This window comes from Stenotrophomonas sp. PS02298 (assembly GCF_029959445.1).
Lineage (GTDB): Bacteria > Pseudomonadota > Gammaproteobacteria > Xanthomonadales > Xanthomonadaceae > Stenotrophomonas.
This window is the reverse complement of record NZ_JASCOR010000008.1, coordinates 1-19,345: the sequence shown is the minus strand read 5'-3', so window position 1 is coordinate 19,345 and position 19,345 is coordinate 1. Positions and strand designations below refer to the sequence as shown.

Below are 19,345 nucleotides of genomic sequence, written 5' to 3'. Positions count from 1 at the left end.
GTGGGGGAGTTCGCTTTCAGGCAGCGACGATGGCTCTGGCGGTGCGTGCTTCGGTGCCGCGTGTCAGCTCGATCACCGGCAACGCGCGTTCAACCGCCAGCTTGGCGCGTTGGATCAGATCCGCGTTGTGCAGCGTGTGACCGGCGAAGTCCTTGTCGGTCGCGTACACGCCCAGCGGCAAGGTTCGTGCCTGGAAGAAGCTGAAAAGTGGCCGCAGCTGGTGGTCGATCATCAGCGCGTGGCGCTCGCTGCCGCCGGTGGCGGCCAACAACACCGGCGTATCAATCAATGCGTCCTGGTGAATGAAATCGAAGAAGTGCTTGAACAGCCCCGTGTAAGAGCCGCGGTAAACCGGCGTGGCGACCACCAGCACATCCGCCTGCTCGACTGCTGCCAGTCCGAGCTCCACCGTATCGGGCAGTTCGCTGCGTCTGACGGTACCGGTCATGTGCGGGGCAAGCTGGCCCAGCTCGACGAGCTGGGTTTCGCAGTGAACCTGGGCTGCAATCAGCTTCGATAGATGCTCGACCAGGGTTGCGGCCTTGGAGGGGCGATGCAGCCCGCCGGAAACGGCGACGACGCGAAGTGGGGGAGGGTGTGTCATTTCTGCCTTCATGGGGGCTGGATCGTCAGGCAGCTGAATGGAGCAGCTGGTGAGGTTCGATCCTAGTTGCGGTTTTCCATGAGGTAAAATGGTTTAATTTCACCATTCCATGAAGAAAATTCATTCACATGCTTGAGCGCATCCATCTGAGCATCGTCCAGCAGGTCGAAAAGCAGGGCTCGCTGACCGCAGCCGCGGGCGTGTTGAACCTGACCCAGTCAGCCCTGAGCCACAGCATCCGCAAGCTCGAACAGCAGCTGGGTACCGACATCTGGCTGCGTGAAGGCCGAAGCCTGCGGCTCACCCAATCCGGGCAGTACCTGTTGGCGGTGGCCAACCGGGTGTTGCCGCAGCTGGACCTGGCCGAAGAGCGCCTGGGCCAGTTCGCGCAGGGCGAACGCGGTGCACTGCGCATCGGCATGGAGTGCCACCCCTGCTACCAATGGCTGCTCAAGGTGGTATCGCCTTATCTGGTTGATTGGCCGGACGTGGACGTGGACGTCAGGCAGAAGTTCCAGTTCGGTGGTATCGGGGCGTTGTTCGGCTACGAGATCGACCTGCTGGTCACGCCCGACCCTTTGTTCAAGCCGGGCCTGAAGTTCGAGCCTGTGTTCGACTACGAGCAGGTGCTGGTCGTGGCCAAGGACCATCCCCTCGCGTCGGCGGCTTACGTGAAGCCGCAACAGCTGGCCCGCGAGGTCCTGATCAGCTACCCGGTGGATATCGAGCGACTGGATATCTACAGCCAGTTCCTGCTGCCGGCAGGCATCACACCAAGACGGCACAAAGCCATCGAAACCACCGACATCATGGTGCAGATGGTGGCCAGCGGCCGTGGCGTGGCCGCGCTGCCACGTTGGTTGGTGGAAGAATATGCAAGCAGGATGGATGTCGTGCCGGTGCGGCTGGGCGCTCGCGGGATCGCCAAACAGATCTTCCTCGGCGCACGTGAAACGGACACCAGCATCGATTACGTGCGCGCCTTCATCGAGCTGGCCCGGCACTCAACCGCAGTGGCTGCCTCGACCATTGGGCAGGGGGCGGCGGATAAGCAGCGTCGTTGAATCGCAACCACTGACGTTGTTGCAACCATTGCGCTTGCCTCGTGCGTCCGGTCTGAGAGGGCAGGGTGGGAGGCTCATTTGAAACGCATCACGTAGGCACCTTGAGTCATCACGATATCCCAATGCCCAAGCACAACATCACCGCTGGCTACTCGTTGGAAGTCAGCACCAAAGCCGTTCCAGCGCTGACTGCAGCTGCTGCCCGGATAACCCCCGGCGCTACCATCTTCATTCCTTACCTTGCGGGTGAAGACAATGCCGTACGGTTGGCTGCTGCCGCGACGGTTCGCGAACTGGGCTTTGAACCCATGCTGCATGTCCCCGCGCGGCGAATCGTCTCACTGGCTGAATTGGAGTCGTTCATCAGTCGTGCGGTTGAAGAGGCCGGTGTCACGCGTTGCTTCGTGATTGCTGGAGATTCGCCCAGTCCCAAAGGACCATTTGCGGATAGCACGTCGTTGATTGAAGCGGGCCTGCTGGAACGCTCTGGCATCCACCTCGTTGGCGTGGCTGGGCATCCTGAAGGACACCCGGTGATGAGTGAAAGCCAGCGCTGGCAGGTGCTTGAACGAAAGTGCACCAGCATCGAGAACCGTGGCATGACGCCGCTGATCGTCACCCAGTTTGGATTTGATGCCGACGTCGTGTTGACGTGGTTGGCAGCGCTGCGCGAGCGCGGCATCGTTCACCCAGTTCGAGTAGGGGTGCCAGGCCCAGCAGGGGTTGCGGTGCTCGCGCGCTATGCGGCGATGTGCGGTGTCAATGCCAGCGCATCGATCTGGTCCAAGTACGGCATCTCGATCGGCAAGCTGTTTGGAACGGCCGGGCCGGATCGGTTTGTTGATCGCCTGGCCAGTGGGTTGGGCGAAGCCCATGGGGAAGTGAACCTGCACATTTTCCCGTTCGGCGGCATCGCGCAATCCGTGGAATGGGTCGAGAAATACCGTGCTCGCAGCTGATTGGGAGGTGTGCGGGCAATCTGCGATGAGACGAATACTGATGAGGCCAGGCGTCCAGCGAACCCAGCTCTGGTGCTCTCAATGTGCTGCCAGTGAAGGCGAGGAGGAGTGGGTGCAGCAAGCCTACACTCAAGTTGGCAGCGGACTCGTTGAGGGTGTGGCTGCCTTCGATTGGCAATAGCCACGAGGCATTCAAAACTACTGGTTGATACTCAGGTGCGCACGGTACCGAGCCGCCACGCACGGAAACATTCAGCCAAGCCACGGAGACGCGCAGTTGAGCCAGGAATGCGCCTCCTTTCGCTTCCCCGGTGGCCCACGAAGTTACCCAGCCAGATGGCTGTCTTCGTGCTGGGCTTGAGCCTGCTGCTGTTACTCAGGCCGATCAATGCAGGTTGACCCATGAAGACCGGCGATTCGCTCGGGCCACTATCCGCGCGTAGCGCTACGTCAGTTCAACGCTCACCGGAGCGAGGCTTGGCCTCGCCCTCGAAAGGCACTCCGCCATGTCAAACGTAACCTGCGGGGTTCGCTGGGCCTCCCCAGACCGTAGATCTCCGGTGATATGTGCGCTAACCACAACAGACCCGCGCGCCGGTTCGGAAATGTCGCAGTGAAAGGATCCCGCCAACACAGCGCGTGGTTCGCCAGCTGGTCGGCAGTTGAATGCAATGTAATATCATTACATGTTAGTCTGCGACCCCCTCGCCTGTGTGACTCCATGTGACTTCCAGCGCTCCCATCGTCGAAATCAACGATCTCACCGTTACCTATCCCGGCAAAACGGTGCTGTCGCAGCTATCGCTGCAGCTCCTTCCTGGAACCATCTACGCGTTGCTCGGCGGCAATGGGGCAGGCAAGTCGACCACGCTGTCGGTGTTGCTGGGGTTCACCCGGCCAAACGCGGGTACCGTGAGCGTGGCTGGACTTGTTCCATGGTCCGCGCCGGAACAAGCCCGGGCCCAGTTGGCATATCTGCCGGAGAACGTTGCGCTCTATGAGCACCTGACTGCGGTAGAGAATGCCGACTACCTGCTTTCCTTGAGCGGTCGGCGACACGGCGCCGCTGCCATTGCAGATGCATTGCGCGCAGCAGGCCTGCAGCAATCTGCGTGGCATCAGCGTCTGTCTGGTTTCTCCAAGGGCATGCGACAGAAGGTTGCGATCGCGATCGCGCTGATGCGCGAGGTTCCATTACTGCTGCTTGACGAACCCACGTCCGGGCTTGACCCGGGCGCAAGCGCCGAATTCCATGCCTTGCTCGAGCCGGTCCGCGCACGTGGCACCGCGGTGCTGATGGTCACCCATGACCTGCTGGGTGCCGCAGACATCGCCGACCGGATCGGTGTGCTCGACCAGGGGCGCATCGTGCACGAGGTAGATCGCACTGACGTCGACCTCAATGCGCTGCACGCGCACTTCGCTGGCCGGGAAGCTCGCGCATGACGGTGCTCGCTTCGGTGTTCCGCAACGAACTGCGAGCGCTGGTACGCCAGCGTACCGCGCTGACCGGCATCCTCCTGATGGTGATGTTGACGGTAACAGCCACTGTGGTGTCGCTCCACCACATGCAGGCTGCTGCCGAGCATCGCGCGCGGCAGCAAGCCGCCGCACAAGCAGATTTCGAGGCCCAGCCCGATCGTCATCCGCACCGTGTGGTGCACTACGGCCACTTCGTCTACCGCTTGCCAGCGCCGTTGGCTGCGTTTGATCCTGGTGTTGATCCGTTTACCGGCAGCAGCATGTTCCTGGAAGGGCACCGCCAGAACACCGCCAATTTCGGCGACGTCATGCAAAGCTCGATCCTGACCCGCTTTGGTCAGCTGACACCGGCCTTTGTCCTGCAGGTGCTGGCCCCGCTGGTACTGGTCTTCCTGGGTTATGGACTGGTGGCACAGGAGCGCGAGCGCGGTACGCTGAGGCAGTTGATGCTGCAGGGCGCGAGCCGGCGCAGCATCATCGGCGGCAAGCTGGCCGCGCTGCTGGCAGTGGCCGGGATCTTCCTGCTGCCTGCATCCGCCGGACTTGCATGGCTGGCCCTGGGTGCTCCCGAGGCTGCGCCGGTTGCGCTGGCCGTGATGCTTGGCTACGCCTTGTACCTCGCGGCGTGGTGCCTGATTGTTACCAGCGTCTCGGCGCTGCTGCCACGTCGGCGCGATGCGCTGCTCGCGTTGGTTGGCGGCTGGACGTTGATGGCGTTGCTGGTACCTCGCGTTGCTCCAGACCTAGCGTACGCATGGTTCCCGCTGCCTGATCGCCTGCAGAATGAGGTCGGCATCGCACGTGATCTGCGTGCACTCGGCGACAGCCACGACCCAAACGATCCGTACTTCGCCAGCTTCCGGCAACAGGTGCTGGACCAGTACGGCGTCAGCCGCATCGAAGATCTACCGGTGAATTACAAGGGACTGCTCGCAGTGGAAGGTGAGCGACTGACCTCGACGTTGTTCAACCGCTACGCGCAGGACAGCGCCAGCATCCAGAACCAGCAGAATCGGCTGGTGGCTGGGTTTTCCGTGCTCAGCCCAGTGCTGGCGATCAGGCAGCTGTCGATGGCGGCGGCTGCCACTGACCTGCAGGCGCACCTTGGCTTCCTGGACCAGGCAGAGCGACATCGCTACCGGATCGTGCAGCAACTGAATCAGATGCAGGTGGACGAGGTGTCCTATGCCGACGATACCGCCAGCGACGCAGGTGCTGACCAACGCAAGCGCGTTGATCGGGCGCAATGGCATCGGATTCCTCAATTCACGTTCAGGCCAGCGGAAAGGGATGCCGTACTGCGTGGACTGTTGGTGCCGTTGCTGACCCTGGTGGGTTGGACACTGGCTGCCGCAATGCTGCTTGGCGTGGCGTCTCGCCGACTGGGGGTTGCACGATGAATCTTTGGCTCCATGAAATCCGTCTTCTGCTCCGGTCCAGGATTGCGGTGGCGTCGTTGCTACTGCTTGCATTGCTATGTGTTGCCAGCCTGGTGTCAGGAATACAACGCATCGACAGTCAGCGCGCAGCTATCGCGCGCATTGCGGTGTTGCATGCGGAAGACGCCGCAGCGGTCTCCGCAGCACACGGTGAGTCGACCGATGCTGGGCGAGCGGCGTACTACAGCTTCCATCCAACCTGGAACCCACCAGCGCCGTTGGCTTTCGCGGCTGTTGGCATGCGTGATGTCGCTCCCGTCATGTTGCGCGTGCGGGCGCTTGGGCTGGAAACGCAGATTCACGACGGTGATGCGTTCAACCCGGAACTGGCGCTGGCCGGCCGCTTCGACTTCGCGTTCCTGCTGACCTTCCTGGTTCCGCTGTTCGTCATCGCATTGATGCATGACCTGCGTTCGTCGGAGATGGAGTCCGGCCGCGAACGTGTCCTGCGCAGCCTGCCCATGCGCATGGGTGGCCTGTACCTGCGCCGGACGCTGGTGCGACTGGCAGTGCTTTGGTTGTGCATCGCAGTTCCATTCACACTGGCTGCCGTCAGCCAGTCGGTGTCGTTGCTGCAGATCACCGCGGTGCTGGCTTTGGTCGTTGCCTATCTATTGTTCTGGACCGGGCTGTGCTTGTTGGTGGCCTGGCGCGGTTGGAACTCAGGCGTCAATGCCGCCTCGCTTGCGTCGGCGTGGGTGGTGATCGCCCTGATCGCGCCGACCGTGGCCAATGTCGCCATTGAACGCGGCATACCGGTGGAGCAGGGCGCCTCGATCGCGCGCGCGCAACGCGAGGCAGTGAACCATGCCTGGGACATTCCCCGTGAACAGACGATGCGCAGCTTCTATTCACGCTATCCGGAATGGAGCGGGTCTGCGCCCCTTGGCACGGAGTTTCACTACAAGTGGTACCTGGCGTTCCATCAGAACGGCGATGACCATGTCGCGCCGCTGGCTGCACAGTACCGCGACGGCATAGAGCGGCGTTCGGCGGCAGCCTCCACATTGGGCTGGGCGCTTCCGCCCGTCGGCCTGCAGGTGGCGCTGACCCGCATGGCGGAGACGGACATGCAGGCACATCTGGCCTACCAGGACCGCATACGCGATTTCCATGCACAGCTGCGTCGCTACTTCTACGGCTTCCTGTTCACGGACAAGGAATTCCACCAGGCTGACTACGACCAGGCTCCTCAGTTCGAACCCGCTCGCTAACCCCGTTGTACACCGCTGTCGACATTCCCACTCAAGCCATCCGCTCATGAAAATCCGTATTGTTTCCGCCACGATCTCCGCTGCGCTGATCGCCCCCGCTGTGTATGCACAGTCCTCCGATTCCGCACTGACGCTGGGCAAGGTCGATGTCCACAGGCACAGCGAAGGGCAGCTGACCGCACATCAGGTACTCACCTCGGTAGATGTTCTTGGTGCAGACCAGATAGAAGACAAGCAGGTCCAGCACAGCTGGGAGTTGCTGGGACAGATGCCCGGCATCCAGCTGACTGAAACCCGCCAGGGCGCCGAGTCAGGCAAGGTGAGCTTCCGCGGCTTCAACGGTGAGGGCTATCTCAATGCAATCAAGACGCTGATTGATGGCGTTCCCAGCAACGTCAACAGTGGCAACCAGCGCTTCATCGACATGCTGTTCCCGCTCGAGATCAGCTATGTGGAGGTAGTCCGTGGGACCAACGATCCGCGCTATGGACTGCACAATATCGGCGGAAACGTGAACTTCGGAACCCGTCAGGGTGGCAATTACAATGATGCCCGGCTGTCTTACGGCAGCTACAACACCCGCGATGCGCAGTTTGCAGTAGGCCATGAAAACAACGACTTCGCGCAGAACTACTTTTTCGGCACACAAGCCTCCGACGGTTATCGCGACCATGACAGTTCGAGGAAGTACGCAGTCGGCGGCAAGTGGTTCTTTGGCAGCCTCGATGACGGTATGCGCATCGGCCTGACCGCGCGCACCTATCACCACGAAGCCGAAGAACCGGGCTTCATGACTGAAGCTGAGCTCAGGGCTGACCGGCGAGGTTCGCAGCGACGGAATGCCAATGACTTCGACGAACGCGACATGCGCCAGATCGGACTGCATGCAGACCTGGCGCTTGCACCGGATCTGTTCCTGAGCAGCAAGCTGTACTACAACCGCTACGAAGACGATCGCAAGGTGACCTTCAGTGACCTGCCGACGGGCAATGCACCGCGGCAACGCCGCGTATGGGACGAGAAGCAGACCGGCATGCTGACCACGCTGACCTGGCAGGCCAAGGACAACTTGACTGTCGAAGGCGGCGTGAACTACGAGCACCAGGACAACGGTTACATCCGGCAGCGGTTCGACTACAACGAGCCGACTGATTTCAATGCAGCGCCCGCGCGAGTACAGAACGACGACCGTCACACCTTCGACAACTGGGGCGCCTACGTGCAGGCGATTTACCAGCCGACCGACGCGTTGAAGATCGTGCCGGCCTACCGGGTCGATCGGTTTGATGGCAATACCCGCTTGCCGGGCGGCGTGACCGGCAAACTGCAGCGCTACGGAACCATCGGACAGCCGAAGCTCAGCCTGGTGTACGAACTTGGCGCGCAGGCAAATGTGTATGCCAACTGGGGCCGCACGTTCCAGGTACTGACCGGCTCCACCGCTCCGGCCTACCTGACACCGGGGCAGGCCACCATGCGGCCGTCGACCAACACCGGCATGGAGCTTGGCCTGAAGTTCAGCCCATTGGCAGGAAGCCAGGCGCGGCTGGCGCTGTGGCAACAGGATGCCGAGAATGAGACGTCCAACATGCCAGCAACCGGCACCACGGTGACCCTTGGCAAGACACGCCGACGTGGTGTGGATCTGCAGGCAAGCGCGCAACTGGGCGACAACTGGACGCTATGGGCATCGCATGCGTATCAGGAAGCCAAGATCGTACGCGATGGTCGCGACGTCGAATTCTCGCTGAAGGGGCGTGAGGTTGCCGCAGTCCCCCGCCATATCAGCACCATCGGCGTGGACTACCAGGCTACGACGGCACTGCAGTTCGGCCTGCAGGGCAGGGCACAAGGCGATTACTACCTGGAAGAACGCAACGTAACGGGCAAGTATGGCGATCTAGCTGTGCTGGATCTGAGTGCGAAGTACCAGATCAACCCCAGATTGAGCATGGATATGCAGATCAAGAACGCGACTGGCCGCGAGTACGCATATGCCTGGTACGACAGTTTCTTCTGGGCACAGGCACAGCCCATGTTCTCACCTGCGGCAGGACGCGCCATCTACGTTGGCGTGACCATGAAGCTGTGATTTCGCTCACTGGTCTCCCGGAAGCGCGCTGGGCCGCTATGCCAGCTTCCATAAGCCCTATCGGCCCCGGTTCTCCTGGTTAGAACGAATAGGGATTGATCAACGGAGCAGCCGTCCTGTGTGCCTGCCGCTGCCGCGTGTCGAGCAATGTTGTCGTTGGGCATTGACTTGGGGACCTCAGACTGAGGGATCCGTTCGGTCGAACGCTGTGCGGTTCGATTCCCCGGCAGGCACCTGCCGTTGCCCGAGTCGGAAGAAAGACCAGGCAATGACCATCAGGCCGATCATTGAAGGAGCCAACTGGGACCAAGGCTGACCGATCCGAACGACATTCCCGATCAATGCCGAGAGCATGGCAAATACCGAAGCCGTCATTTTGTAGCTGTGCTCGTACCGCCAGATCGAGCGGTACCAGTTTCGGGGAAACGTCCATTTGATAGCGTCGTAGGCCAGTATCAACCAAAGCGCCCCTACCGCCGAATAGTCAACGGCCACCAACCGACGGCCATGCCACAACACTTCCAGCGTCAAAGGCAAGGCAAGCGTCAATGCGACCAGCAACACCCCCGCGTCAATCATCATTGGCCCGCTTCCCTGCGTGCGTACCGCGCGCCAGCCGCCAAACAGCTGATACGGGACCAGCAGGCTCAGCACCGCGAATGCGGGCAGGAACCGGAAGAAGATCGTTCCGATGGCGGCCGTTGAGCAGACCACCAACGTCATCCAGAAGAACGCGCGTCCAAGCCGCCGGTGACCGGCCGTTCCTTTTTCCCTGAGCAGGATCAGGAAGCCCAACGCGAGCGCGATGGAGCCGGTCGCGATGTGAACCGCAATGTTTGCAAAGTGCATGTGTCAGCCCCAGGAAATATGTCCGCGCCCCGGAGGGCATGTCTGCTTGCCGGTCCGCTTCCCCGGGCCCACCTTGTTGCAACCGCCGTCCGGCCTGCAAACATATTGCGACGAAGGGCACCTGAAGGCGACGAAGCCGCGCTACAGCTGACGGAGCAGGGGAGCGCGGGTCGAGCGACAACGAACACTCGTTGATTCGTCCAGGCCGCGATCCCCCGTATTGGCTGCTCCAGGCCGATCGCGGAGGTCGAGCGCAGTTGGGATAGTGCGAATTGACCTGGATGTCGGTGTTTGAGGCCGGCGGGCAGGCGACAGTCATGCGCTCGTAACATGCGACGCCTACCTTGCGGCGCACTTCAGGGGTAAGGGCGAGGCAGGTGGCCGAGCAGGCAAGACGGCGCTTGGCGCGCATGTTCGAAGACCACGCGCCATTGCTGCGTGGCTTCTTCGTGCGGCGTGGTGCAAGGCAGGATGCAGAGGATCTGGTACAGGAAACCTATCTGCGGCTGTTGCATGCCCACGAACGGAAGGGTGAGCTGATTGCCAATCCTGAAGCGTATCTGTTCACCGTCGCGCAGAACCTCGCGCGTGAGCAGGCCGCTCGACGACGCTGGTCGACGCTGTCCATCGAAGAGATCACGGGCGCGGCCCAAAGCCTTGCCAGCGGGGAATGCGTGGAAGACGCCGCCGAACGCGAACAACGTAGCCAGCGTCTGCAGACCATGCTTGCGACGCTGCCCGAACACACCCGGGCGGTTCTGGTCATGCAATAACGCGATGGGCTGAGCTACAAGCAGATTGCCGAACGCATGGGCGTATCACCGCATATGGTGAAGAAGCATGTAGTTCGCGGCCTCTCGGCGTGTCGCCGTGTCATGGCTGAACCGGCTGGGGGCCGCTGAGCATGGCCGTGGAACATCCGTCTGCGCTGACGATTGCCGCCGCGAACTGGCATGCCTTGCAGCGTGAGGGCGATCTCAGTCCATCGCAGCAACGCGATTTCATGCGGTGGTTGCTGGTCTCTCCGGAGCACCTGCGCGAATACATGGCGATCAGCGAAGTGGCCGGTGCACTTGGGGAAGCGTTCCGCGCCATGCCCGTCGACGTGGAGTCGCTGCTACAAGCCCCCGCACCTGCAGGCAACGACCACAACGTAATACGTTTTTCTCCGCGTCCGCGTGCGCAGCCTGCGGTACCGAAGATCAGCCATGCACGGGGGCGACCGCGCATTGCGGTTGCGGCGGCGCTGATGCTGGGTTTTGGCTTGATCACAACCCTGGCCTGGCCTCGCACGGGATACTACGCAGCCGCGCATGGGGCGCCACGACAAATCACCCTGGCAGATGGCACGCTGGTGCATCTGGATGCAGAAAGCGAGATATCCGTTCGCATGACCCTGCTGGGACGACGCGTTGAGCTCGAACGCGGGCAGGCCAGCTTCGTGGTCGGCAAGGATCGCCGTCCTTTCTCGGTACATGCTGCAGGTCTGCAGGTGACCGACATCGGTACCACGTTCGATGTGTCCTTGCTCCGGGAGCAGGCCCGTATCGCCGTGAGCGAGGGGCGCGTGCATGTCCGCGGCGACGGGGGCAACGGGCGCATGCTTGCAAACCTGGGCGCCGGGCAGGCGGCACAGGTGGACTACCGCGACCAACGTGTGCGCGTGAGTCAGGAAGACGCCGCCAGCATGACCGCTTGGTGGAAGGGCAGGGTTGTCTTCCGGGACGCGTCACTACGGGATGTGGCAGACCGCTTCAACAGGCGCAACACGCTGCGCCTGCACGTGAGCGAGGAAGCCGGCGCACTGCGGCTCACCGGGAACCTGCGTGTGGATGACGTGGAATCGCTGCGCGCGTTCCTTGACCAGCAGCCAACCCTGGTGACGCAACGTGCATCCGACGGTATCCATGTGCGCTTGCGTCCGCGCTCGCCGCAGGCGCTGTAAGAAAAAATTCATTGAAAAACCGGTGCCCGATCGGCGCGCTGCGCACTCGTAGTAGGGGAAAGCAGGAACAAACCTGTTCTGTGACCACCGCCATTCCCTCACTGGATCCCACGATGCGCCGCACACTGTTCCTTTCCATTGCCCTTGCGCTACATGTCACTGCCACGGCAGGTGCCAACGCCGCTGAACCGGACCGCGTAGCCAGCGAAGCCATCGCTTCGCAGCCGTTGGACATGGCGCTCAACGCCTTGTCACGGCAGACCGGCCTGCAGTTCGTCTACAACGCCCAGAATGCAGGCAATCCCCGCACGCCGAGCATTCCCGCGGGGTTGAGCGCAAACGCGGCGCTAAGCCGCTTGCTGGCCGGCACCGGGTTGCGCTATCGCTATCTCAATGCCACAACGGTCACCATCGAAGCGCAGGACACGGCTTCGCCGGGCCCGATATCCGCGCTGGCGACACCGGGCACGATGACGGGGCCGGGTGCGGCATTGGCCCAGGGCGGTGTCGATGCCCCCGCAGCAGAAGCTGCCAATCTGGAAACCATCCAGGTCACCGGCAGTTACAGCCGCAGCCTTGAGCAGGCAGTGGACATCAAGCGCGCCACCGTCGGCTTCTCCGACTCGATCGTCGCCACCGATGTGGCCGACTTTCCCGAACAGAACCTAGCCGAGGCACTGCAACGCGTCCCCGGTGTGACCATCGAACGCAGCAAAGGCCTGGGGACAAAGGTCAATGTGCGCGGCCTGCCTTCGGAATATACCCATGTTTCGATCAACGACCTGGCAACGGCGTCGGGCAGCGGCGGACGTGATGTGGAATTCGACATGTTCGCCTCGGAGATCATCCAGCAGGTGACTGTGCAGAAATCTCCCACTGCAGCGGACGAGGAGGGCGGCATCGCAGGCTCGGTGAAGATCTCCACCGCACGGCCGTTCGACTACAACGAGCGCAAGCTGGTGTTCTCCGCCGAGGGCGCGCACAACAGCATCTCGGAAGAGGTGGATCCGCGCTTCGCCTTCCTCGCCGCCGACACCTGGGGCGACTGGGGTGCGCTGGTGTCGTACTCGCAGTCCAAACGCACAAACCGTACGGATTCAACCTCGGGCATCAATTTCCGTCCCTCCTCGCGCTTCCTGACTGCCTCCGGTACTCGCGGCACGCAGGCGCAGGCCGTGCTGCTGCGCGATGCAGGGATCAATATCACCGACCGCAATGACGCCAGCCAGACCAACCTGGTGGTATTCCAGGACAAGGTCGGTGACCGCGTCTACCTCAACGAACAGGACAAGTGGGGCGCGACCGGTTCGTTGCAGTACAAGCCAAGCAACAACTTCAGCCTGACGTTCGACGCGATGGTCGGCGGTTACGACAGCACCGAGGACGAGTATGACGCGGCGGCCTATTCCGCCTCCAGTCGCAGCACCTTCGACACCATCCACGAGTACGACGCCACTACGCTGTCCGAGTACGGCATGGTGGTGCTGCGCGATGTCTCCTACACCGCGACCCAGCACGAGATGCTGAGCAAGGAGCGGATCAACAAGACCGACTACAGCCAGTACAGCCTGGCCTTGGACTGGAAGGGCGACAGCTGGTACGTGGATGCGCTGGTTGGCTATTCCGGCGCGGAGAAGACCTCGGACTCTTCCAATCTCAAGCACGTTGCGTATGCGCCTTCGCGCACCCGCTGGAATGGCAGCAGCGGCGAGACGATTCCAACTGCCGCGGCCGGCAGCTTTGACATGTATAACGATCCGAGCCGCTACCTGTTCGAAGCGTATGAGACCACCCTGGAAAAAGTGAAGGACGACAAGTACGCCGGCCAGGTCAATGTCACCCGCCTGCTGGACATGGCCTTCCTGCCCGCACTGCACACGGTCAGGTTCGGCGCGCGCTACACCGATCGCTCCAAGCAGCGTCAGTACGGGGAGTTGAAGATCACCGGCCCAACCGCCGGAAGCGCAGCCTGGGTCAATACCCGCACGATGGCCGACAGTCCGCTGGAGTACATCGGCGACATCGTCCCGGGCGGAAGCTACTCCAACAAGGGGCTGAACTGGCAGCAGATTTCCAACGACTACGCGCGTAACGCGTTCCGCTACGATGGCTTCTACACGCCTTTTGACCCGGGCCAGTACTACCAGGTCGACGAGAAGGTGATGAGCTTCTATGCCATGGCCGACTTCGCCTTCGACCTGGGCAAGGTGCCATTCACCGTCAACGCCGGCGCGCGCTACGTGGATACGAAGGTCGATTCGTTCGGCTACCACCCGATCCAGCTTCCCAACGGCAGCACCGGCTATACCGACAGTCCGGTATCAAAGGACGGCAGCTACGACGACGTGCTGCCCAGCTTCAACATGACCGCCGAGCTTTCCTCGGGTCTGCTGCTGCGAGCGGCTGCCTCCAAGGTGATGATGCGCCCGGCGTTGACCGATATCGCGTACAAACGCACCGCCAGTTGGAGCTCCTATCGTTTCACCGACGGCAACCCGGCGCTGAAACCGACCTACGCCAAGCAGTGGGAAATCGGTCTGGAGAAGTACCTCGATAATGGTGCGCTGTTCGCCGCCAGCTACTTCCGCAAGAACATTGACGGAGTAGTCATCAATTCGCTGACCGGCGTGGTCGAGGACGTGGCGGTGTACAACGCCAACGGCAGCCTCAACGGCATCTACGACTTCGATGTGTACCAGCCGGTCAACGCCAAGGGCGCGTACGAAGTCGACGGCATCGAGCTCGTCGCGCAGCTGCCGTTGAACATGTTCACACCTTGGCTGGATGGTTTCGGCATCAATGCCAACTACACCATGCTGGACAGTTCACTGGCCGGTGAGTCCGCCCTTGGCATCCGCACACCGATGCCGGGCTTGTCGGAGAAGACCTGGAATTTCACCGCCTACTACGAGAACGACCGCTTCGATGCCCGCGTGTCGTACAACCACAAGGACGAGTACGTCGAATCGATCGGCTACAACCTCTACCCGATCTGGCGCGATGCCTATGGCCAGATGGATGTATCGATCGGCTACCGCATCACCGACAACATCAAGCTCAGCCTGAAAGGCATCAACCTCACCAACGAACGCACCAGCGGCTACACCATGGACCCATCGTTCCCGACCATGGATGAGACCTCGGGTCGCCGCATCAGCCTTGGCCTGCGCGCGGACTTCTAAGGAACGGCTTACCTGCGATCGGCATGCGGACCAATCAGGTGTCCGCATGCCGTCGTACGCTTTTCAGAGGCGATGCAATGAAGAAATTCTTGATGTTGGCGCTGCTTGCAGCGTCAATCCCTGCGGTGTGCGCTCCTGCTTCAACTTCGGGCAATACGGACCGCCAATGGCTGGCCGGCGACCACCATGTGCACAGCGAATGGAGCGTGGATTGGGACCACAGCACGATGCCACCGACGCCCGTGCGCGGTGGTGACTCATCCTATAGCCGTAGCCATAACGCCTCGCGGGCCAGAGCCTTCGGTTTGCGTTGGATGGTCCACACCGATCATGGCGGCCCGGGCCACTCCGCGGTAACCCGCGACCACGCCTATCCCGCATTGCTTCGAGCACGTGCCGATGTGCCGGAGGTGATCCAGTTCAATGGCATGGAATTCGATGTACCGGCGGGGGAGCACGCCTCGCTCATCATCGCGCCAGGCCCGCAGGAGATGGAGCAATTGGTTGCCGCTGAGCGGGACTTCAGCCGTAGCGAGCCGCTGCAGGGCAGCCGCGACACCGAAGCGCAGATGCAGGCGGCACTTGCCTACCTGCGGGATTTGAGCCCTGCGCCGCTGATGTTCATCAACCACCCGTCGCGCACCGCGAGCGGTCTTGGCGTGTGGGGGGAAGTAAGTCCAGAAGAACTGCGCGGTTGGCATGCGGCCGCGCCGAAAGTGCTGGTCGGCATGGAAGGCGCACCCGGACATCAGGCCATCCGCTCCGAGCGGGGCCTGTACCGCAACACCGATGCCCCAACCATGGGCGGCTACGATCAGATGACCGCGCAGGTGGGTGGTATCTGGGACCAGATGCTGGCGGACGGCATTCGATTCTGGATAACCGCGAACTCAGACTCGCATGTGAATCTGCGCGACGGTGGACGTGACTATGACCCTGGGGAATACAGCAAGACCTATGTGCTGGCGCGCCCCGACGCCGAAGACATCCTCGATGGTTTGCGCCACGGCCGCATGTTCACGGTCACCGGAGACCTGATCGACGCCCTGGAACTTCGGGTGACGGATGGGAGTGTCAGCGGCTTTCCAGGCGATACAGTGACGCTGGCCGCTTCACCTCAAATGCAGGTGGAAGCGCGGATACGGCAGCCAACGAGTGCCAACGCGAATGGGCAGCACCCAGTGTTGAAGCGCATCGAACTGATTGTGGGTGGAAAGCGCGAAGACGGCAGCCTGCAGATGCAACGTCGTGGCTTCGACGCGACAACCTGGGTGCTCGAAGGCGAGTGGATCGTGGCACGTTGGTCACTTCCAGTGCCATCGCACGGCGGTTTCGTGCGCGTGCGCGGGAACAACAGCGGAGCCGTCGAGGCGCTGCTGGACGAGCCTGGCGAGGATCCCTGGGAAGATCTGTGGTTCTACTCGAACCCAATCTTCGTCGGTGTTGCTGAGGCAGTGCGCTGATGGTCCGTTTGTTGGCAAAGAGGAAAGGCGGCTCATACGGTCGTGATCTGGAACTTGTTGACGGAGCAGGGCACCGCCCAGAGTGACGGCTAACCACGCGTTGCGTCGCATGCCTCATCGAGAGACGGATGGGCGGGTGGCTTAGGCCATGCTCAGGATCACACCGCGCTGGTGGGAGGCGATTGCACGTGCAGCGTGCGTATCGCGTGCTTGCATGAATGCATGCGGCGCGCGACGATGCGGGATCGACATGGAGACTGCTGATGGAACTGCTTTCGCTTGAACACTTCGCTGGCTGCGTGAACGAGACCTTCCATGCCGGCTTGTCCGAGGGCGAGGTTCCGTTCGTGCTGGTGGAAGCGCGCCCGCTGCAGGCGCAGCAGGTCCGCGGCACGCAGGCCATGCGCACGCCGTTCTCGCTGCTGTTCCGCCATTGCGCATCATTCCTGCTGCCGCAGCAGATCTACCAGATGCGCCATGATCGCATTGGTTCCGTCGGCATCTTCCTGGTGCCGATCGCGCGGGAGCGCGAGGGCTTCCTGTATCAGGCCGTGTTCAACTGACGCCTGGCGACCAGCGCATGGACAGGTGTGTTGCCGTGGCGCCGTCCACGGCAAAGCCTTCGCGTTCGTACAGATGTCGCGCCCGCGGATTGTCGATCTGCACGTGCAGGTCCAAGGGGCAACCGTGGCTGCCAGCCGAGGCCTTCAACACGGTGAGCGCCAGGGTGCCAATACCGTTACCGCGGACCTGCTGGTCCAGCAGGATGTCGATGAGCAGGTGCCGCACGGGATCGAGGTCCGCGTACAGGCGGCCGCATGGCGCGCCGTCGCGGGTAATGACCCAATATTGAGCAGACGGGTAGTGCCGCACGTAGTGCAGGTGCTGCAGTGTGAACTGCTGGTCGAGGAACGCCGTGCCCATCGCGTTGTCCCAGCCAGCGCGCTCGATTTCCCACCAGCGTGACTGACGAAACAAGGCTTGCAGCCACGGCAGGTGCGAGGTGTCCGCCGGGATAAGGGCAAGGCGCGGATCGTCAAATACAGGAACCGACCCGCGTATGCCGCAGGTCGGGAAGGCGGGCAGGGTGGCGGTGGCCAGCATGCCGCGCAGGCCTCAGGAGAACGGGGGGAATACGCCGTACAAGGCGATCGAGAAGTTGACGGCGAGATAGGGCTGTCTGTTCTCGTGCGCTGCGGTTCCGCCGGCCACTCCCAGCAGTAGCGGTGACAGCGTGGTGTTGCTGCCCTGGTCACTGCCGATGAAGGCCGTGGTGCCGGTGGCGGTCGGTGGCGACATCACATCGTTGGCCTGCGGGACCGTATGGCGCTCGGTCTGGATGTTCTGGCCAAAGAGATTGAATGGGTGGGTATGGCGTGGCATTTCCGCCTCAGTCAGTGTGACAGCGCTCCTTCCGTCCGACTGGCCCATGACCCGCGGCGTCAGGCCGGGGCCGGCGCCCTGAGCGGCGACGACGCGGCCACGGAAGTCCGGCAGCGCGAAGGTGGTTTTGCCGTCACCACCATAGGTGGTGCCCAGCAGCGAAAAAAGGGCCGTGTTCTGTTGGATCTGGATGATCGTGCCATCGCAGAATGCCCACTGGTAGGGCGGGAAGTTAAAGCCAAACTGGGTGATCTGACCGACATAGGGTTCCGTCATGATGTTCTCCGTGGTGCAGGGGGCGCGCGGCGCCACCCTGCAGAAATGGGTCAGGACTGGCTCGGATAGATACCCGACCAGGCGATGCAGTAATTCGCCGTCTGGGTGGGCATCATGTTTTCGTGGGGCAAGCCGCCACCCGTGGCACTCACGATCGTGGGCCCGAACGCCAGCGGCTTGGTCGCATCGCGCGCCGTGGCCGCGTACAGGCTGTCGCCGGAGATCACAGCGGGGACAAGCGTGGCGCCCGGCGTATTGCTGCTGCCGTTGGCCGCGCTGACCACAACGGGGTGCGTGTGCGCGGGCATCTGTGTGGCCAGCAGCGTGACCGATTCCGCGCCCGCCGTCTGGCCGATAGCGTAGGTGCTGCCGCCTGGCAGTGTGCCAAAGTGCAGGGGAATGCGCCCGCGCAGGTCGGGCACGCCGAAGGTGGTCTGCCCGTTGCCGCCATACGTGGTGCCGAGCAGGGTGTACAGCACCTCATATTCCGCGATGGAGTACAACGTGCCGTCGCACGCAAACCAGCCCTGGGGGACACGCGGAAAGCCAAACAGGCGGATTTCGCCGATGTAGGGATCGCTCATGCAGTAGTGCTCCGTGTAGGTCCAGGCTCAGTTGCGGGACGGGTAGACGCCCGACAGTGCGATGCAGAAATTGAGGGCGGTATAGGGTTGCATGTTGGAATGCGCCTGGTTGCCGCCCACCGCACCGCAGGTGGCAGTGGACAATGTGACCGGCGTACCCTGGCCGTACATGTTGACCTGGGCCTGGGCAAACTGGTTGCCAGTCGGTGCGCGCACCGTGCCCGGGCTCGTGCTGGCGCCGACCAGATGGGTATGCGTCGGCAACTGCGGGGTCGTCAACGTGACGGTCTCCCAGCCGGCCACCTGGCCGAGCTGAATGGGTCCGTCCGGACCGACCCCGTATGCCATCGGCGTGCGCCCCTGCAGGTTGGGCAGCGCAAAGGTGTTGACGCCATTTCCGCCGTAGTACGTACCGAGCAGGGAGAACAGTGCGGTGTTCTGCTGGATATTGAGCAGTTGGCCATTGCAGAACGCCCAGTTCTTCGGTGCAAAGTTGAAAGCGAACGGCGTTATCTGGCCTAGAAAAAAATCAGACATGGACTTGCCCTTTCCATCCTTTGGAGGTTCGTTCGATCAATCTGCCCCATATTCATGAACTGTTCAAGTCTTCCTGAATTCGACTTCGGGGAGGGATGAAGAGTTGTTGCCTGACGAATGACGTGGCTATTCAGCCCATGTTCTGTTTCAATGGGAAGTGCCGCATCACGGGTGCGGTAGACGGTCGTGCGCGTCAGCGCGGACCCGGCATGGCTCAAGACAGACAATCAGACAGGGGGACGGGCCAGCGCGCACGCGCTGGTCGGCTGTCG

General features: G+C 62.1%; 16 protein-coding genes and 1 pseudogene. 11 read left to right on the top strand and 6 right to left on the bottom strand.

The genetic code is table 11. The annotated features are described in order from the left end of the window. Positions 1 to 16 precede the first annotated feature (16 nt). Positions 17 to 604 carry an FMN reductase gene (msuE, locus tag QMX78_RS02505; protein WP_282266229.1) on the bottom strand — a complete coding sequence of 196 codons (588 nt, stop codon included), beginning with the start codon at positions 602 to 604 and terminating at the stop codon, positions 17 to 19. 128 nt (positions 605 to 732) lie between these two features. On the opposite strand from msuE, the gene QMX78_RS02500 reads away from it, so the two are divergent. The 6 genes from QMX78_RS02500 (at position 733) to QMX78_RS02475 (ending at position 8,854) form a co-directional block, all read left to right on the top strand. Beyond that, entirely contained in the window at positions 733 to 1,668 is a 936-nt protein-coding gene (locus QMX78_RS02500; RefSeq protein ID WP_282266228.1) for a LysR family transcriptional regulator, read from the top strand. Between the two features lie 122 nt (positions 1,669 to 1,790). After that, positions 1,791 to 2,627, top strand: a complete 837-nt coding sequence (locus QMX78_RS02495) for a methylenetetrahydrofolate reductase (protein WP_282266227.1) — start codon at positions 1,791 to 1,793, stop codon at positions 2,625 to 2,627. 723 nt (positions 2,628 to 3,350) lie between these two features. Beyond that, entirely contained in the window at positions 3,351 to 4,073 is a 723-nt protein-coding gene (locus QMX78_RS02490; RefSeq protein WP_282266226.1) for an ATP-binding cassette domain-containing protein, read from the top strand. Then, positions 4,070 to 5,509: a DUF3526 domain-containing protein gene (locus QMX78_RS02485; RefSeq protein WP_282266224.1), complete on the top strand. Its 1,440-nt coding sequence runs from the start codon at positions 4,070 to 4,072 to the stop codon at positions 5,507 to 5,509. Before QMX78_RS02490 ends, QMX78_RS02485 begins: the two co-directional genes overlap by 4 nt. Continuing rightward, positions 5,506 to 6,762 carry a DUF3526 domain-containing protein gene (locus tag QMX78_RS02480; RefSeq protein WP_282266222.1) on the top strand — a complete coding sequence of 419 codons (1,257 nt, stop codon included), beginning with the start codon at positions 5,506 to 5,508 and terminating at the stop codon, positions 6,760 to 6,762. The genes QMX78_RS02485 and QMX78_RS02480 overlap by 4 nt, the downstream gene beginning before the upstream one ends. Before the next feature lie 46 nt (positions 6,763 to 6,808). Next, positions 6,809 to 8,854 carry a TonB-dependent receptor gene (locus QMX78_RS02475; RefSeq protein WP_282266220.1) on the top strand — a complete coding sequence of 682 codons (2,046 nt, stop codon included), beginning with the start codon at positions 6,809 to 6,811 and terminating at the stop codon, positions 8,852 to 8,854. 177 nt (positions 8,855 to 9,031) lie between these two features. Here the strand turns inward: QMX78_RS02475 and QMX78_RS02470 are convergent, their stop codons facing one another. Continuing rightward, positions 9,032 to 9,703, bottom strand: coding sequence for a hypothetical protein (locus tag QMX78_RS02470; RefSeq protein WP_282266218.1), 672 nt, complete (start codon positions 9,701 to 9,703; stop codon positions 9,032 to 9,034). Between the two features lie 377 nt (positions 9,704 to 10,080). Here QMX78_RS02470 and QMX78_RS02465 point away from each other — a divergent pair. From QMX78_RS02465 to QMX78_RS02445, 5 genes and pseudogenes are all read left to right on the top strand, one after another. Further along, a pseudogene (locus tag QMX78_RS02465) lies at positions 10,081 to 10,605 on the top strand (sigma-70 family RNA polymerase sigma factor). An 8-nt stretch (positions 10,606 to 10,613) separates the two neighbouring features. After that, positions 10,614 to 11,648: a FecR domain-containing protein gene (locus QMX78_RS02460; protein WP_282266217.1), complete on the top strand. Its 1,035-nt coding sequence runs from the start codon at positions 10,614 to 10,616 to the stop codon at positions 11,646 to 11,648. A 113-nt stretch (positions 11,649 to 11,761) separates the two neighbouring features. Further along, a complete protein-coding gene (locus QMX78_RS02455; protein ID WP_282266216.1) occupies positions 11,762 to 14,830 on the top strand; it encodes a TonB-dependent receptor in 3,069 nt (1,022 codons plus the stop codon). A 77-nt stretch (positions 14,831 to 14,907) separates the two neighbouring features. Next, positions 14,908 to 16,293, top strand: a complete 1,386-nt coding sequence (locus QMX78_RS02450) for a hypothetical protein (RefSeq protein ID WP_282266215.1) — start codon at positions 14,908 to 14,910, stop codon at positions 16,291 to 16,293. Positions 16,294 to 16,556: 263 nt separating this feature from the next. Continuing rightward, the gene (locus tag QMX78_RS02445) at positions 16,557 to 16,856 is read left to right on the top strand and encodes a hypothetical protein (RefSeq protein WP_282266213.1); all 300 of its coding nucleotides are present in this window, start codon (positions 16,557 to 16,559) and stop codon (positions 16,854 to 16,856) included. Here the strand turns inward: QMX78_RS02445 and QMX78_RS02440 are convergent. The 4 genes from QMX78_RS02440 to QMX78_RS02425 are packed head-to-tail and all read right to left on the bottom strand — an operon-like array spanning position 16,849 to position 19,073. Further along, a complete protein-coding gene (locus tag QMX78_RS02440) occupies positions 16,849 to 17,397 on the bottom strand; it encodes a GNAT family N-acetyltransferase (protein ID WP_282266212.1) in 549 nt (182 codons plus the stop codon). The two genes, QMX78_RS02445 and QMX78_RS02440, sit on opposite strands and share 8 nt — an antisense overlap. Positions 17,398 to 17,409: 12 nt before the next feature. Continuing rightward, complete coding sequence (locus QMX78_RS02435) at positions 17,410 to 17,952, bottom strand: tail fiber protein (protein WP_282266210.1); 543 nt, start codon at positions 17,950 to 17,952, stop codon at positions 17,410 to 17,412. Positions 17,953 to 18,002: 50 nt separating this feature from the next. Further along, positions 18,003 to 18,536 carry a tail fiber protein gene (locus QMX78_RS02430; RefSeq protein ID WP_282266208.1) on the bottom strand — a complete coding sequence of 178 codons (534 nt, stop codon included), beginning with the start codon at positions 18,534 to 18,536 and terminating at the stop codon, positions 18,003 to 18,005. A 27-nt stretch (positions 18,537 to 18,563) separates the two neighbouring features. Further along, positions 18,564 to 19,073 carry a tail fiber protein gene (locus QMX78_RS02425; protein ID WP_282266206.1) on the bottom strand — a complete coding sequence of 170 codons (510 nt, stop codon included), beginning with the start codon at positions 19,071 to 19,073 and terminating at the stop codon, positions 18,564 to 18,566. Positions 19,074 to 19,345 lie beyond the last annotated feature (272 nt).

Excerpts from the sequence above, each read along its gene's own strand:
- msuE (WP_282266229.1), bottom strand. The coding sequence starts at position 604 with ATGACACACCCTCCCCCACTTCGCGTCGTCGCCGTTTCCGGCGGGCTG.
- QMX78_RS02500 (WP_282266228.1), top strand. The coding sequence starts at position 733 with ATGCTTGAGCGCATCCATCTGAGCATCGTCCAGCAGGTCGAAAAGCAG.
- QMX78_RS02495 (WP_282266227.1), top strand. The coding sequence starts at position 1,791 with ATGCCCAAGCACAACATCACCGCTGGCTACTCGTTGGAAGTCAGCACC.
- QMX78_RS02485 (WP_282266224.1), top strand. The coding sequence starts at position 4,070 with ATGACGGTGCTCGCTTCGGTGTTCCGCAACGAACTGCGAGCGCTGGTA.
- QMX78_RS02480 (WP_282266222.1), top strand. The coding sequence starts at position 5,506 with ATGAATCTTTGGCTCCATGAAATCCGTCTTCTGCTCCGGTCCAGGATT.
- QMX78_RS02475 (WP_282266220.1), top strand. The coding sequence starts at position 6,809 with ATGAAAATCCGTATTGTTTCCGCCACGATCTCCGCTGCGCTGATCGCC.
- QMX78_RS02470 (WP_282266218.1), bottom strand. The coding sequence starts at position 9,703 with ATGCACTTTGCAAACATTGCGGTTCACATCGCGACCGGCTCCATCGCG.
- QMX78_RS02455 (WP_282266216.1), top strand. The coding sequence starts at position 11,762 with ATGCGCCGCACACTGTTCCTTTCCATTGCCCTTGCGCTACATGTCACT.
- QMX78_RS02450 (WP_282266215.1), top strand. The coding sequence starts at position 14,908 with ATGAAGAAATTCTTGATGTTGGCGCTGCTTGCAGCGTCAATCCCTGCG.
- QMX78_RS02445 (WP_282266213.1), top strand. The coding sequence starts at position 16,557 with ATGGAACTGCTTTCGCTTGAACACTTCGCTGGCTGCGTGAACGAGACC.
- QMX78_RS02440 (WP_282266212.1), bottom strand. The coding sequence starts at position 17,397 with ATGCTGGCCACCGCCACCCTGCCCGCCTTCCCGACCTGCGGCATACGC.
- QMX78_RS02435 (WP_282266210.1), bottom strand. The coding sequence starts at position 17,952 with ATGACGGAACCCTATGTCGGTCAGATCACCCAGTTTGGCTTTAACTTC.
- QMX78_RS02430 (WP_282266208.1), bottom strand. The coding sequence starts at position 18,536 with ATGAGCGATCCCTACATCGGCGAAATCCGCCTGTTTGGCTTTCCGCGT.
- QMX78_RS02425 (WP_282266206.1), bottom strand. The coding sequence starts at position 19,073 with ATGTCTGATTTTTTTCTAGGCCAGATAACGCCGTTCGCTTTCAACTTT.